The organism is Streptomyces sp. NPDC048370, from assembly GCF_043200825.1.
In the GTDB taxonomy this organism is placed as follows: Bacteria; Actinomycetota; Actinomycetes; order Streptomycetales; family Streptomycetaceae; genus Streptomyces.
In genome coordinates this window covers 66,603-81,674 of sequence record NZ_JBICYI010000004.1, presented here as the reverse complement: position 1 = coordinate 81,674, position 15,072 = coordinate 66,603, and the positions used below count along the sequence as shown (strand labels likewise).

The following is a 15,072-nucleotide window of genomic DNA, read 5'->3' as shown; positions in this document are numbered from 1 at the left end:
GTCGTCGCCTCTCAAGGAAGAGTGCCTACGTACGTATGACCCTGGACCCCGCCCGAACTCATCGCACCGCGGGCGTCCAGTGCAGCCTGCCGTCCAGACCCATCACCGCAACCCCGTCCACGACCCCGCCCGGGGCGCCCGAGAAGAGGAAGTCCTGCAGGGTCCAGATCGGCTGCGTTCCCGTGCCCCCGTTGCCGGAGGTGGCGGGCGCCGTCGCCAGGAATCCCGTACGGGACCGGACCGCGAGCATGCCGGTCCCGGTGCCGCCGCCGATCGGGCCGGGGCCCAGGACCGAGCCCGCCAGCTCGACGGCCGGTCCGACGAAGCGGCCGCCCGAGCCCGGGAAGTCGGCCGTGCGGACGTCGCCCGAGTACGGCTTGCGGAACCAGAGCCGTACGCCGTCGCCCGTCGGCGAGGGGCTCGCGTTCAGGGCCAGCGTCGTCGCCGGCAGACCGGTCGTCCGGGGCCCGCTCAGCGGGGCGCCGGGGCGCGGCTGCGACCAGGTGAGGACGGTCTTCGCCGTGCCGGCGAAGACATGGATCCGGCCCGCCGCGTCCGTCGTCGCCACCGGGTCGCTGTACAGGGGGGAGGTGACCCCGTTGCCGGTCATGCTGGCGGCGCCGCCCACGCTGCCGGAGGCCGCGCGGCCATAGGTCACGGGTCCCGCGGCCGCGGCGTTCGCCGCGCTCGCGCCTGTCCCGGCCGGGGTGTTCGCCGTGCCCGCGACCGTCTCGCCCGCCGCCGGGCTGGGAGTGGCCGCCGCGCCCGCCGCCGTGCCGGCGGGAGCGGTCGTCTTGGCGGTCGTCGTTCCGGCGGGCGCGGGCGCCTTGCCCGCTGCCGTCGGCAGGTGCGGCGTCAGGTTCCGCCACGGGCCCCAGGCGCCGGTCGACTGCTGCTCGCGGGCCGTCAGCCGGTGGGCGCTGTCGCGTACGACCACCGTGATCCGGCCCGTACCGTCGACCGCAGCCGCCGGGCCACTGATGTTCGACATGCCCAGGGCGTCGTTCTGCTCGGGCGTGCCGAGCGAACGCCACGGCCCGAACGCGCCGCCCGGCGTCGACTGCTCGGCGGACACCACCTCACGGCGGTAGTTCCCCGCCGCCGAGCCGATCGTCGTCCGGGTGCCGAAGACGGCGATCCGCCCGTCCGGGAGCCGTACCGACGTCACCCCGCTGTCCAGGCCCGTGCCCGCGAGGAGCGTCGGCCCCTGCCACCCGGCGTGCGCGCCCGAGGACTTCGTCCACACCGCGAGGCGTCCGTCGAGCACCGAGAACGCGTACAGACCGCCGTCCGGGCCGCGCTGCACCCAGGAGGTGGAGTTGCCCCGGGCGTACCGGACGGTCTTCGTCCAGCCGGATCCGGCCGGCCGCGCGGCCACGTTGCGGTCACCACAGCCGACGGGGTCGCCGCAGTCGTTGACCCCGTCCGACCAGGCGTACGTCTTCATCGTGCTCAGCTTGCCCCCGGCCGTCTCCGGGTCGAGGGTGGACGGCAGTCCGCTCGTGGGGTAGCCGAGGTAGTTCTGCACACCGAAGTGTGGGCGGCCCGACTCGGTGGCACGGGCGGCGTACCGCTCCAGGGCGGCCTGTGCGAACCGGGCGCCGTAGAGGTGGTCCTGGTGGTCGGTGAGCGCCCCGGTCTTCAGGTTCCGGCCCGGCGTCGGGTCCTGGATCCGGACGAACGTCGGCCGCAGGCGCTCCAGGATCCCGGTGACGGCGTCGATCACCTGGTCCTTGCTGTACGTGAAGTCCGTGGTGACCGGGGTGCCGGTGGCGCGCTGGGAGGCGAGGGTCTGGACCCGGCCGTTCCAGAGGCCGTTCAGGCTGTTCGGCCGGTCGGCGTTGATCGCGCCCGCCTCGCGTATCTGCATCCAGATCAGGCTGACGTGGGGTGCGGCGCGCAGGACGTCCAGCTGGGCGGCCCCGCCGCCGACGGTGGGTATGGAGACGCGGTCCCAGGGGCTCGTACGGCTGCCGGTGGCCATCTCGGCGTACGCGGCACGTATGCCGTTCTGCCGGGCGGCCGCGTAGCCGGCCTTGTCGGGGACGCCACCGGCGCCGTTGACGCCGTTCGCCTCGCCTGCCGTCAGGTACACCGTGGTCAGCGACTTGCCGGAGCGTATGGACTGGACCAGGTCCGGGTTCATGAAGTACAGGTCGTCGTCCGGGTGGGCGACGATCTGGGCCACGGCGATGTCGGCGGTACGGACCGGCTCCACGGCCGTCCGCGTCGCGGCCGACGCTTCGGCCCTCGTGGCCCCTTCGACGGCCCCGGCGGCGGACGAGGCGTCCGTGCTGCCGGCGGGCTGCCCGCTCCGGCCGTCGGCCTTGGCGGCCTTGTCGGCGGTGGCGGCCCCGGCGCCCTTCGTGGCCTTGTCGGCCCTGCCGGCGGTCGCGCCGGCCGCGGGCACGTCCGCCGCGGCCAGGCTGCTGTCGGGCGCCTCGGTTCCGACCACGGTGCCGGAGGTCAGCTGGAGGATTCCCACGAAGGTACCGGCGGCCGCGACGGCGGTCGTACTCAGCACGGAGACAGAACGGAGGCGGTGGCGGCCAGGCATCGAGTGTGGGTGCGCTTTCGGACGTGGGTGACCAGGGCGAGGGCGAGCAGTGGTGTGGCGATCGGCGGGGAAACGATGGTGGTGCGGTGAACAGTGTGGTGATAGTCGAGGCTGTGATCAAGCTTTTGTGAGGAAGACGGACTTACAAGCAATACGGTTCATCGGCAGCGAATAGTGACGAATGTGCGAGGCATCACGTGTGATCTGTTACGAAACAAAGGTCCGGTCTGAGGTGGTTGGGTAGCCGACGCGCCCCGGGGCGACCCCACCCCGCCCTGCGGATAGGCTCGATCGCGGAGCTCGGAGGAGCCCCGACGGTGGTGGAGGGAGCGGCGGAATGACGGCGGTGCCGGGGCGCAGGAGCAGTACCTTCAGCCGCCTGCTGCGGCACGGCTTCACCGATCCGTCCGGCGCCGAGCGACTGCTCGACCTCCCCGAGCTCACCGCCCTGCGCGACGACTCCGTCCTCCTCGACGCGCTCGGCGCGACCGCCGACCCCGACCTCGCCCTGCGCGGCCTGGTCCGGCTCGTCGAGGCCCAGCCCGACGAGGAGCGCCAGACGCTCACCGCCACCCTGCTCTCCGCCAAGCCCTTCCGGGACCGGCTGCTCGGCGTCCTCGGCGCCTCCGAGGCGCTCGCCGACCACCTGGCCAGGCACCCCAAGGACTGGCAGGTCCTCGTCACCTACGAGGCCGCCGACCTGAACCCCGGGGTCGCCGAGTTCGAGCGCGGTCTCGCCGAGGCCACCGACCCGGTCTCGCTGCGGGTCGCCTACCGCCGCTGCCTCCTCGCCATCGCCGCGCGGGACGTCTGCGGCACCGCCGAGGTCGCCCAGACCGCCGCCGAACTGGCCGACCTCGCCACCGCGACGCTGCGCGCCGCCCTCGCCATCGCCCGGACCGCCGCCCCCGCCGACGCGGCCCACTGCCGGCTCGCCGTCATCGCGATGGGCAAGTGCGGCGGCCACGAGCTGAACTACGTCTCCGACGTCGACGTGATCTTCGTCGGAGAGCCCGTCGAAGGCGCCGACGAGGGCAAGGCGATGCAGGCCGCGACCCGGCTCGCCTCCCACCTCATGCGGATCTGCTCGGAGACGACCGTCGAGGGCACCATCTGGCCCGTCGACGCCAACCTCCGGCCCGAAGGCCGCAACGGCCCCCTCGTCCGCACCCTCTCCTCCCACCTCGCCTACTACCAGCGCTGGGCCAAGACCTGGGAGTTCCAGGCCCTCCTCAAGGCCCGGGCGGTGGCGGGCGATCCGGAGCTGGGCGCCGAGTACATCGAGGCCGTCTCCCCGCTGGTCTGGCAGGCCGCCGAGCGCGAGAACTTCGTCCCCGACGTGCAGAAGATGCGCCGCCGGGTCGTCGACAACATCCCCGCCGCCCAGGTCGAACGCGAGCTGAAGCTCGGCCCCGGCGGACTGCGCGACGTCGAATTCGCCGTCCAGCTCCTGCAGTTGGTGCACGGCAGGGGCGACGCGACCCTGCACAGCGGCACCACCCTCGATGCCCTGAAGGCGCTCGCCGCCGGCGGCTACGTCGGCCGAGCCGACGCGGCCCAGCTGGACGAGGCGTACCGCTTCCTGCGTGCCATGGAGCACTTCATCCAGCTCTACCGGCTCCGCCGCACCCACCTCGTCCCCGAGAGCGAGACCGACCTGCGTCGCCTCGGCCGCTCGCTCGGGCTGCGCACCGACCCGGTCGCCGAGCTGAACAAGGAGTGGAAGCGGCACGCCTCGGTGGTCCGCCGACTGCACGAGAAGCTCTTCTACCGGCCGCTGCTCGACGCCGTCGCCCAGCTCACCCCCGGCGAGACCCGACTCAGCCCGAAGGCGGCCGGTCAGCGGCTCGAAGCCCTCGGGTACGCCGATCCCGCCGCCGCCCTGCGCCACCTGGAGGCGCTCGCCTCCGGCGTCAGCCGCAAGGCCGCGATCCAGCGGACGCTGCTCCCGGTGCTGCTCGGCTGGTTCGCCGACTCCGCCGACCCGGACGCCGGACTGCTCGGCTTCCGCCGGGTCTCCGACGCGCTCGGCAAGACTCCCTGGTACCTGCGCCTGCTGCGGGACGAGGGCGCGGCGGCGGAGAACCTCGCCCGGGTCCTCTCGGCCGGGCGACTCGCCCCCGACCTGCTGCTGCGGGCGCCGGAGGCGGTCGCGATCCTCGGCGACCCGGAGGGCCTGAAGCCGCGCGGCCGCGACCACCTGGAGCAGGAGATCCTCGCGGCGGTCGGCCGCGCCGACGGCGCCGAGCAGGCGGTCACGGCGGCCCGTGGCGTACGGCGCCGTGAGCTGTTCCGTACCTCCGCGGCCGATCTCATCGGCTCGTACGGTACGGAGGACAGCCCCCGCGAACTCGACCCGGGCGCCCTGGTCGACGGGGTCGGGCGGGCGCTCACCGACCTCAACGCGGCGACGATCGCGGGCGCGCTGCGCGCCGCCGTCCGGGAGGGCTGGGGCGACACCCTGCCGACCCGGTTCGCCGTGATCGGGATGGGCCGCTTCGGCGGCCAGGAACTCGGTTACGGCTCCGACGCCGACGTCCTGTTCGTGCACGAGCCGCGCGAGGGCGTCGACGAGCAGGAGGCGGCCCAGGCCGCGAACCGGGTCGTCTCGGAGATCCGCCGACTCCTCGAAGTCCCCACCGCGGACCCGCCGTTGCTGATCGACGCGGATCTGCGGCCGGAGGGCAAGAGCGGCCCGATGGTCCGTACGCTCAAGTCGTACGAGGCCTACTACCGCCGCTGGTCCCTGGTCTGGGAGAGCCAGGCGCTGCTGCGTGCCGCGCCGATGGCGGGCGACATGGAGCTGGCGGAGCGGTTCATCGAGCTGGTCGACCCGCTGCGCTACCCGGCCGAGGGGCTCGGCGAGGAGGCGGTCCGCGAGATCCGGCGGCTGAAGGCCCGGATGGAGACCGAGCGGCTGCCGCGCGGCGCCGACCCGACGCTCCACACCAAGCTGGGCCGGGGCGGTCTGAGCGATGTCGAGTGGACGGTCCAGCTGCTCCAGATGCGGCACGGCTGGGTCGAGCCGGGGCTGCGCACGACCCGCACCCGCGAGGCCCTGGCCGCCGCCCACGCGGCGGGCCTCATCCCGACGGAGGAGGCCCAGACGCTGGACGAGGCCTGGGTGCTCGCGACCCGCGTCCGCAACGCGGTGATGCTGGTACGGGGCCGGCCCGGGGACACCTTCCCCTCGGACGGGCGCGAAGTGGCGGCGGTCGGACGGTACCTGGGGTACGGCCCCGGCCATGTGGGGGAGATGGTCGACGACTACCGCCGCATCACGCGCCGGGCCCGGGCGGTCGTGGAGGAGTTCTTCTACGGGGCGTAGGGAGTGGAGGGCAGGGGTGCGGCGCGGGGCCTCTCAGTCGTCCGCGTTCTCCAGGAGCGCCCGGCAGTGGACCAGGAACGCCTCCAGAGCCAGGTCGAACGCCGCGTCCGCGCGGGCGGGGCCCAGCGCCGCGAGGGCCTCGGCCAGGCGCGGGGTCGTGACCTCGTCGGGGAGCTCCCACATGGCGGCCGGGGCGGCGAGGTCGAGCGCCGAGCCCAGGACCAGGTTCTCCAGCGCGACGATCACCGTCATCACGTCGGCGTTGTCGAATCCGACGGCGAGCAGCAGGGTCACCGCCGCCTCGTACTGGGCGAGCACCTTCGGTGCGCGGACCGGTGAGGTCATCAGCATCGGGATCGCGCGGGGGTGGGCGGCGAAGGCCGAGCGGTAGGAGCGGGCCCAGGCCGCCAGCGCCGCGTCCCAGGGCTCCGCGTCCAGCGTGGAGCCGTCGATCCTCTCGTTGACCCGCTCGCGCAGCAGCTCCACGATCCCGTCCCGGCCGTCCACGTGGTGATACACCGAGGCGGTCTGCACCCCGAGCCGCTTGGCGATCTGCGGGACGCTGAACTCGCCCCGCTCATCGACGAGTTCGAGCGCCACCGTGGTGATCCGCTCGCGATCGAGGAGAGGCTTGCGCGGCCGGCCCATGAATGATTTCCCCCTGGTCAGGTCTTCCCGAATCGTTGAGCGCGAGGCTACATTGCGCGAACCGAAAGCCTTTAGGTTTCCTGCCTCGGAAGGGCTTCCCGTTCCATGTCCTCACAGACCACCACCGCTCCCAAGGGGCTGAGAACCGGCACGCTCTCCACCGCCGACGTCTCCTTCTTCGTCGTCTCCGCCGCAGCCCCGCTCACCGTCATGGCCGGCGTCGCGCCCATCGCCGTCGTCCTCGGCGGCATCGGCGCCCCCGCCGGCTACCTCCTGGCCGGCATCACCCTCGCGGTCTTCGCCGTCGGCTTCACCGCCATGAGCCGGCACGTCCGCAACGGCGGCGCCTTCTACGCGTACATCACCCGCGGCCTCGGCAAGCCCGTCGGCATCGCCGCCGCCCTGCTCGCCATGCTCGGCTACAACGGCATGGAGATCGGCGTCTACGGACTGCTCGGCACCGCCACCGCCGACACCGGCCACGCCCTGTGGGGCGTCGACATCCCCTGGCTCCCCGTCTCCCTCGCCGGGCTGCTGCTCATCTGGTACGGCGGCTTCCGCTCCATCGACTTCGGCGCCAAGCTCCTCGGCGTCCTGCTCGTCGCCGAGACCGGCATCCTCGTCCTCCTCGCGGGCGGCGTCCTGATCGACGGCGGCGCCGACGGGCTCTCCCTGACCTCCTTCGCCCCCGGCAACGTGCTCGTCCCCGGCACCGCCGCCGTCCTGGCCTTCGCCTTCGCCGCCTTCACCGGCTTCGAGTCGACGGTCATCTACCGCCGCGAGGCCCGGAACCCCGAGCGCACCATCCCCCGCGCCACCTACATCGCCGTCGGCTTCCTCGGCCTCTTCTACGCCTTCGTCGTGTGGACCGTCATCCAGGCCTTCGGCCAGGACAAGGTCGTCCAGGCCGCCACCGCCGACCCCGGCGGGCTCTTCTTCGCCGCCATCACCACCTATGTGGGGGCGTGGGCCGCCGACCTGATGCACATCCTGATCGTCACCAGCGTCCTCGCCTCGCTCCTCGCCTTCCACAACGCGATCAACCGCTACGGCCTCGCGCTCGCCGAGGAGGGCGTCCTGCCCGCCGCCTTCGGCCGCGTCCACCCGCGCCACCGCTCCCCGTACGTCTCCGGCATCCTCCAGACCGTCCTCGGAGCCGTCGTCGTCCTCGGCTTCGCGGCCGCCGGAGCCGACCCGTACCAGCAGCTCCTGCTCTGGGTGAACACCCCGGGCATGATCGGCCTGATGGTCCTGCAACTGCTCGCGGCGCTCGCCGTACCGCTCTTCTTCCGCCGGATCAGCCACGACGAGGGCAGGCTGCGCACGGTGGTCGCGCCCGTCACCGCCTTCGTCCTGCTCGCCGGGGCCATCGGTCTCGTCGTCACCCACGTCGACCTCTTCACCGGCGCCTCCACCACCGTCAACACCGTCCTGATCTCCCTCGTCCCCGCCGTCTTCGCCCTCGGGCTCCTCCTCGCGTACCGGCTCCGCCGCACCCGCCCCGAGGTCTACGCGAACTTCGCCGCAGAGCCCGCAGAGCCCGCCGAGCCCGCAGAAGGAGAAATCTCGTGCCCGCCCCCGACCTCGTCCTCGTCAACGCCCGCGTCCGCACACCCGAGCTCTCCGCGCACACCGCTGTCGCCGTCCACGACGGACTGATCACCGCCGTCGGCGACGCCACCGACGCCCGCGACTGGCGCGGACCCGGCACCGAGACCGTCGACCTCGCCGGCGCCACCCTCACCCCCGGCCTCACCGACTCCCACAGCCACCCGGTCTGGGGCCTGGAGATGTTCACCGGCACCGACCTCTCCGCCGTACGCGACCTCGACCAGCTCCGCTCGGTCCTCGCCGGCGCCGAGCGCCGCGACGGCTGGATCCTCGGGTTCGGCCTCGACCACAACGTCTTCGGCGGCCGGCCGATCCACCGCGAGCTGATCGAGGACGTCCTCGGCGACGCCCCCGCCTTCCTGCGCCTCTACGACGGACACTCCGCCCTCGCGAGCGGGACGGCCCTGAAGGCCGCCGGGATCGTAGGCCCCCGTGCCTTCGCCCAGCGCTCCGAGATCGTCTGCGACCAGGAGGGACGGCCCACCGGCCATCTGATCGAGCACGCGGCGATGGAGCTGATGACGCCCGTCCTGCCCGCCAAGACCTATGCCGAGCGGCGCGACCGGCTCGTCGAGCTGCTCACCGCCATGGCCGCCACCGGACTGACCGGCGCGCACGTCATGGACCTCGGCGGCCACGACGTACCCGGGCTGCTCGCCGCCGTGGAGGCCGACGGCGACCTGCCGCTCCGGCTCCGGCTCGCGCCCTGGTGCATGCCGGGCGCGAGCGCCGACGAGCTGGACGAGCTGGTACGGCTCCAGGCGCGGTCCGGGCGGCTGTGGCGGATCGGCGGCGTGAAGTTCTTCATCGACGGCACCGTCGAGGGCGGCACGGCCTGGCTGGAGCACGCCGACTGCCACGGCCAGGGCACCGACGCCTTCTGGCCCGACCCGGCCGCCTACTCGGCCGCCGTACGTCACCTCCACGAGGCCGGCGTCGGCACGGCCACGCACGCCATCGGCGATGCGGCGGTCCGGCACGTCCTGGACACCGTGCAGTCACTGGGCGCGGGCGGCCCCCGGCACCGGATCGAGCACATCGAGACGGTCCCCGACGATCAGCTCGGCCGGTTCGCGGCCCTCGGTGTCGTCGCCTCGATGCAGCCCCCGCACACCGCGTACACCCGCGCCGACCACACCGACGAGTGGTCCAAGCGGCTCGGCGACGAACGGGCGGACCGCGCCTGGCGCTGCCGGGACCTGCGGGACGCGGGCGCCCGTCTGGCGCTCGGCTCGGACTGGCCCATCGCCCACCACGACGCCCGCCAGGTCCTCGCCACCGCCCAGGCCCCGCGCGGCGCGGCCTCCGCCCGGCACGGCCTGACCGGCCTGATGGCCCTGGAGGGCCTGACCACGCACGCGGCCTTCGCGGCGGGCGAGGAACACCTCGGCGGCCGGATCGCCCCGGGTCTGCGGGCCGATCTGACCGCGTTCACCGTCGACCCGGTGACGGCCCCCGCCGACGAGACGGAAAAGGCCCCGATCCGCCTCACGATCGCGGGCGGCCGCATCACGCACCGGGGCTGCTGAAGAGCCGCTAGCGGCTCAGGCGCTCCTTCTCCTGCTCCTTCTCGCGCTCCTTCTCCTCGGCCGCCGTGGGCCGGGAGGAGGGGCCGCCCCGGGCCACCGGGGCCGATTCGACCAGCTCGGGCAGGCCCTTCGGGAGCGAGCCGTACCAGAAGTAGGAGACGGCGAAGCCGAAGGCGAGGCAGATCATGCCGCCCACCGCGTCCAGCCAGAAGTGGTTGGCGGTGGCCACGATCACGACCAGCGTGGCGGCCGGGTAGAGCAGGCCGAGGATGCGCGCCCAGGGCGCAGAGGCCAGGGCGAAGATGGTCAGACCGCACCAGAGGGACCAGCCGATGTGCATCGACGGCATCGCCGCGTACTGGTTCGACATGTGCTTGAGGTTGCCCGAGGCCATCGAGCCCCAGGTGTGGTGGACCAGGACCGTGTCGATGAAGGACTGGCCGTTCATCAGCCGCGGCGGCGCGAGCGGATACAGGTAGTAACCGACCAGGGCCACACCGGTGGTGGCGAAGAGGACCGTGCGGGACGCCGCGTAACGGCCCGGCTGCCATCGGTACAGCCACACGAGCACACCGATCGTCACGACGAAGTGCAGTGTGGCGTAGTAGTAGTTCATCGACACGATCAGCCATGTCACCGAGTTCACGGCGTGGTTGACGGTCTGCTCGAATGCGAGCCCGAGAGATTTCTCGACGTCCCAGATCCAGTCGGCGTTCTTCAGCGCCTGGGACTTCTGCTCCGGTACCGCGTTGCGGATGAGCGAGTACGTCCAGTAGCTGACGCCGATGAGCAGGATCTCGAACCAGATCCTGGGTCGTCGTGGCATGCGGAGGCGGGCCCGCACTCCGCCACCGTCCAGCATGGGTGACGGGCTGGCCGCCGTCCGGCCTTCCAAACTCTTCACGGTCGCTTCACCCATAGGAGGAGAGTCTGCCAGATCCATTCCCCTCGTCCGATCATCCCTCCGACGGGTTCGGGGCGCACATGCTCCGTCTTGAGACGGAGGCACCTACGGGGACCTTCAGGGATTTCCCTGACTGGGGGCGGAAGCGGTTGAACCGCGAACGACCAGCTCAGGCATGAAGACGAACTCGCTGTGCGGCGCCGGGGTGCCCCCGACCTCTTCGAGCAGCGCCCGGACCGCCGCCTGCCCCATCGCCTGCACGGGCTGGCGGATCGTGGTCAGCGGCGGGTCGGTGAACGCTATGAGCGGGGAGTCGTCGAAACCGACCACGGAGACGTCCCTGGGGACCTGGAGCCCCTGCTGCCGGGCCGCCCGGATGGCACCGAGCGCCATCATGTCGCTCGCGCAGACGACGGCCGTGCAGCCGGCCGAGATCAGCGCGCCCGCGGCGGCCTGCCCGCCCTCCAGCGTGTACAGAGAGTGCTGGATCAGCTGCTCGGACTCCTCCGGGGAGAGCCCCAGGCGCTCCCGCATCCCGCGCTGGAACCCCTCGATCTTGCGGAGCACCGGCACGAACCGCTTCGGGCCGACCGCGAGACCGATCCGGGTGTGGCCGAGCGCGGCGAGATGGGTCACCGCCAGCTGCATCGCGGCCCGGTCGTCGGGCGAGACGAAGGGGGCCTGCACCTTGGGGGAGAAGCCGTTGATCAGGACGTACGGGACGCCCTTGCCGCGCAGCTGGTCGTAGCGCGTCATGTCGGCGGTGGTGTCGGCGTGCAGCCCGGAGACGAAGATGATCCCGGAGACACCCCGCTCGACGAGCATGTCCGTCAGCTCGTCCTCGGTGGACCCGCCGGGGGTCTGCGTGGCGAGCACGGGGGTGTAGCCCTGCCGGGTCAGGGCCTGCCCGATGACCTGCGCGAGCGCGGGGAAGATCGGGTTGTCCAGTTCGGGGGTTATCAGCCCGACGAGCCCGGCGCTGCGCTGACGCAGCCGTACCGGACGCTCGTATCCGAGGACGTCGAGTGCGGCAAGCACGGATTCACGGGTGGCCGAGGCCACGCCGGGCTTGCCGTTGAGCACGCGGCTGACTGTGGCTTCACTGACCCCCGCCTGGGCTGCGATGTCGGCAAGCCGCGCGGTCATGGGATTGGACTGTACCGGTCGCACGTCAGATTGCCCACCAAACGCAGGAGTCGGCGGGAACCCGGACGTTGTGCGCATGCGCGGCGCGGTCGGCGAACTCCCCGGCGGGGGAGGGGAGTACGGGATCGCCCGCCTCGCCGTCGGCGACCCGCGCGCTGCTCAGCAGCGCCGAGCCGGTGAGCGGCAGAGCCACCTCCCGCGCCGTCGTGTTCAGGGTGACGAGCACCTCGCCGCCCTCGGACCTCCGGCGGAAGGCGAGTACCCCCTCCGACAGTCCGTCCAGCCACTCCACCCCGTCCCCCGCGCCGAGGGCCGGGTGCTCGCGGCGGAGCCGCAACGCCCGGCGGTAGAGCTCCAGGGTGGAGGACGTGTCGGCGCTCTGCGCCTCGACGCTCAGGCCCGACCACTCAGGCGGCTGCGGGAGCCAGGAACCGCCGGGCCCGAAGCCGTACGACGGACCGTCCGACGTCCACGGCAGCGGGACCCGGCAGCCGTCGCGCAGCCCGTCCTGCCCGTCCCCGCGCAGGAACGCCGGGTCCTGCCGGGCCGCGTCCGGGAGGTCCACGACCTCCGGCAGGCCCAGCTCCTCGCCCTGGTAGACGTAGGCCGAACCCGGCAGCGCCAGCATCAGCAGCGCCCCCGCACGCGCGCGTGCCGCGCTGCCGTACCGCGTGGAGTGCCGTACGACATCGTGGTTGGAGAGCACCCAGGTCGTCGGGGCGCCCACCGAGGCCGTGGCGCGCAGCGAGTCGTCGACGACCGACCGCAGCGCCGCCGCGTCCCACGGACAGTTCAGGAACTGGAAGTTGAAGGCCTGGTGCAGTTCGTCGGGGCGTACGTACAGGGCGAGCCGTTCCGGCGTCGGCGCCCAGGCCTCCGCGACCCCGATCCGGTCGGGGCCGTACGACTCCAGGAGCCGGCGCCAGGCCCGGTGGATCTCGTGCACCCCGTCCTGGTCGAAGAAGGGCAGCCGCTGGGTGCCGATCAGCTTCGCCTGCTGCCCGTGGCCGATGTCCGGCAGGCCCTCCGCCTTGACCATGCCGTGGGCGACGTCGATCCGGAAGCCGTCCACCCCGAGGTCCAGCCAGAACCGGAGCACGGAGTCGAACTCCGCCCGCACCTCGGCGTTCGTCCAGTCCAGGTCCGGCTGCTGCGGCGCGAAGAGATGGAGGTACCAGGAGCCGTCCGCGACCCGGGTCCACGCGGGGCCGCCGAAGACCGACTCCCAGTCGTTGGGGGGCTCGGCGCCGGCAGGGCCCCGCCCCGGCCGGAAGACGTACCGGTCCCGGCCGACCCCCGCGAGCGCCTGCAGGAACCAGGGGTGCCGGTCGGAGGTGTGGTTGGGGACGATGTCCACGATCACCTTCAGGCCGAGCCCGTGCGCCGCGCGCACCAGGTCGTCGGCGTCCGCCAGGTCCCCGAAGACCGGGTCCACCGCGCGGTAGTCCGCCACGTCGTAGCCGCCGTCCGCCTGGGGGGAGGCGTAGAAGGGCGTCAGCCAGACCGCGTCCGCGCCCAGTCCTGCGATGTGCGGCAGCCGCTCCCGTGCGCCGCGCAGGTCCCCGATGCCGTCGCCGTCGCTGTCCGCGAAGGAGCGGACGTACACCTGGTAGATCACGGCGTCCCGCCACCAGCCGGGGCGGGAGGGGCTCTCGCAAGAGCTTGCGGAGTCCGACAACGACGGTGAGGTGAGCTCGTGGGCCATGTGCGGTGTCCCTCTCGGGTGTTCCGGGGGCGGGCTTCGTACTGACAACGAGGTCGGAGCGGCCGTGAAACGGTCCTGCAAGAGATGATGCAAAGACTTGCAGGGCCTGAGAGTGGCCGCAAGAGGGCTTGGAGAGGGGCGGAGCCCGCTGTCAAGCGACTCGTCGGCAACCTTCAGGACACGCCGATGTAACGATCCCCGGTCCTTGCAGAAAGTTCTCGCAAGGTCTTTCGGCTCGTTTTCATCCCTGTTACGTTCCTGGCAACCCGGCGCGCCGCGAGGGAGCGGTCGCATGAGGCAGGTTCCAGCCCCTCGTCACCCCGGGATCAGTTGAAGGAGTTCACATGCGGCGTGGCATAGCGGCCACCGCGCTGGTCGCGGCCCTGGGCGTGACCCTGGCGGCGTGCGGAAGTGACGACGGTTCGGCGAACGGCGGCGGCTCGAAGGGCTCCGGCGAGCTCTCCGGCACCGTCACCTGGTGGGACACCTCCACGGTCGGCTCCGAGGACAAGGTCTTCAAGAAGATCGCCGAGGACTTCACCAAGAAGCACCCCAAGGTCACCGTCAAGTACGTGAACGTGCCGTTCGGCGAGGCGCAGAACAAGTTCAAGAACGCCGCGCAGTCCGGCTCCGGCGCCCCGGACGTCATCCGCTCCGAGGTCGCCTGGACCCCGGACTTCGCCAGCCTCGGCTACCTCCAGCCGCTCGACGGCACCCCGGCCCTGAAGGAGGAGGGCGACTTCCTCAAGCAGGCCGCCGCCTCGACCAAGTTCGACGGCAAGACCTACGCCGTGCCGCAGGTCATCGACTCCATGGGCATCTTCTACAACAAGAAGATCCTCAAGGACGCCGGCGTCGACGTCCCCAAGAGCATCGCCGAGCTGAAGACGGCCTCCGCCACCATCAAGCAGAAGACCGGCAAGACCGGCATGTACCTGCGCGGTGACGACCCGTACTGGTTCCTCTCCTTCCTCTACGGCGAGGGCGGCGACCTGGTCGACGCCGAGTCCAAGACCGTCACCGTCGACGACGCCCACGGCGTCAAGGCGCTGGCCACCGTGAAGGACCTGGTCGACTCCAAGGCCGCGATCACCGACGCGACCAACGGCTGGGACAACATGCAGGCCGCCTTCAAGGACGGCAAGGTCGCGATGATCATCAACGGCCCGTGGGCCGTCACCGACACCTTCGCCGGCAAGGAGTTCGCCGACAAGGCGAACCTGGGCATCGCCCCCGTCCCGGCCGGCTCGGCCGGTCAGGGCGCTCCGCAGGGCGGCCACAATCTGGCGATCTACGCGGGCTCCAAGAACATGGACGCCTCGTACGCCTTCACCGAGTACATGACCTCGGTCGAGACCCAGACGCAGATCGCCAAGGAGCTCAGCCTGCTCCCGACCCGTGAGTCCGTCTACGTCAAGCCGGACGTCGCGAGCAACCAGATGATCGGCTTCTTCAAGCCGGTCGTCGACAAGGCCGTCGAGCGCCCCTGGATCCCCGAGGGCGGCAGCCTCTTCGAGCCGGTCAAGGTCGAGTACGCCAAGGTCCTCACCGGCCAGACCACCCCGGAGGCCGGGGCCAAGGCCATCGGCGAGTCCTACCGCAAGCTCCTGAAGGACTGGAAGTAGAAGGAAGGCAGGCCGGCTG

9 protein-coding genes are annotated in these 15,072 nt (G+C 72.1%); 4 read left to right on the top strand and 5 right to left on the bottom strand.

Going from position 1 to position 15,072, the window contains the following annotated elements; genetic code table 11:
• Positions 1–58: 58 nt before the first annotated feature.
• Entirely contained in the window at positions 59–2,524 is a 2,466-nt protein-coding gene (locus ACGFYP_RS11145) for a PIG-L family deacetylase (RefSeq protein ID WP_393489518.1), read from the bottom strand.
• Between the two features lie 370 nt (positions 2,525–2,894).
• Here ACGFYP_RS11145 and ACGFYP_RS11140 point away from each other — a divergent pair, with 370 nt between their 5' ends.
• Entirely contained in the window at positions 2,895–5,885 is a 2,991-nt protein-coding gene (locus ACGFYP_RS11140; RefSeq protein ID WP_393489515.1) for a bifunctional [glutamine synthetase] adenylyltransferase/[glutamine synthetase]-adenylyl-L-tyrosine phosphorylase, read from the top strand.
• 33 nt (positions 5,886–5,918) lie between these two features.
• Here ACGFYP_RS11140 and ACGFYP_RS11135 read toward each other — a convergent pair whose 3' ends face one another.
• Positions 5,919–6,533, bottom strand: a complete 615-nt coding sequence (locus ACGFYP_RS11135) for a TetR/AcrR family transcriptional regulator (RefSeq protein WP_393489512.1) — start codon at positions 6,531–6,533, stop codon at positions 5,919–5,921.
• A gap of 105 nt (positions 6,534–6,638) precedes the next feature.
• On the opposite strand from ACGFYP_RS11135, the gene ACGFYP_RS11130 reads away from it, so the two are divergent.
• Positions 6,639–8,192, top strand: a complete 1,554-nt coding sequence (locus ACGFYP_RS11130; RefSeq protein ID WP_393489509.1) for an APC family permease — start codon at positions 6,639–6,641, stop codon at positions 8,190–8,192.
• A complete protein-coding gene (locus ACGFYP_RS11125) occupies positions 8,102–9,673 on the top strand; it encodes an amidohydrolase (RefSeq protein ID WP_393489506.1) in 1,572 nt (523 codons plus the stop codon). Before ACGFYP_RS11130 ends, ACGFYP_RS11125 begins: the two co-directional genes overlap by 91 nt.
• Before the next feature lie 7 nt (positions 9,674–9,680).
• On the opposite strand, the gene ACGFYP_RS11120 is transcribed toward ACGFYP_RS11125, so the two are convergent.
• From ACGFYP_RS11120 to ACGFYP_RS11110, 3 genes are all read right to left on the bottom strand, one after another.
• Entirely contained in the window at positions 9,681–10,592 is a 912-nt protein-coding gene (locus ACGFYP_RS11120) for a phosphatase PAP2 family protein (RefSeq protein ID WP_393489503.1), read from the bottom strand.
• Between the two features lie 102 nt (positions 10,593–10,694).
• Positions 10,695–11,723, bottom strand: coding sequence for a LacI family DNA-binding transcriptional regulator (locus tag ACGFYP_RS11115; RefSeq protein ID WP_361968201.1), 1,029 nt, complete (start codon positions 11,721–11,723; stop codon positions 10,695–10,697).
• 25 nt (positions 11,724–11,748) lie between these two features.
• The gene (locus ACGFYP_RS11110) at positions 11,749–13,428 is read right to left on the bottom strand and encodes a glycoside hydrolase family 13 protein (RefSeq protein ID WP_393489498.1); all 1,680 of its coding nucleotides are present in this window, start codon (positions 13,426–13,428) and stop codon (positions 11,749–11,751) included.
• Between the two features lie 344 nt (positions 13,429–13,772).
• Between ACGFYP_RS11110 and ACGFYP_RS11105 the strand changes: the two genes are divergently transcribed.
• Complete coding sequence (locus tag ACGFYP_RS11105; protein ID WP_393489495.1) at positions 13,773–15,053, top strand: extracellular solute-binding protein; 1,281 nt, start codon at positions 13,773–13,775, stop codon at positions 15,051–15,053.
• Positions 15,054–15,072: the final 19 nt, after the last annotated feature.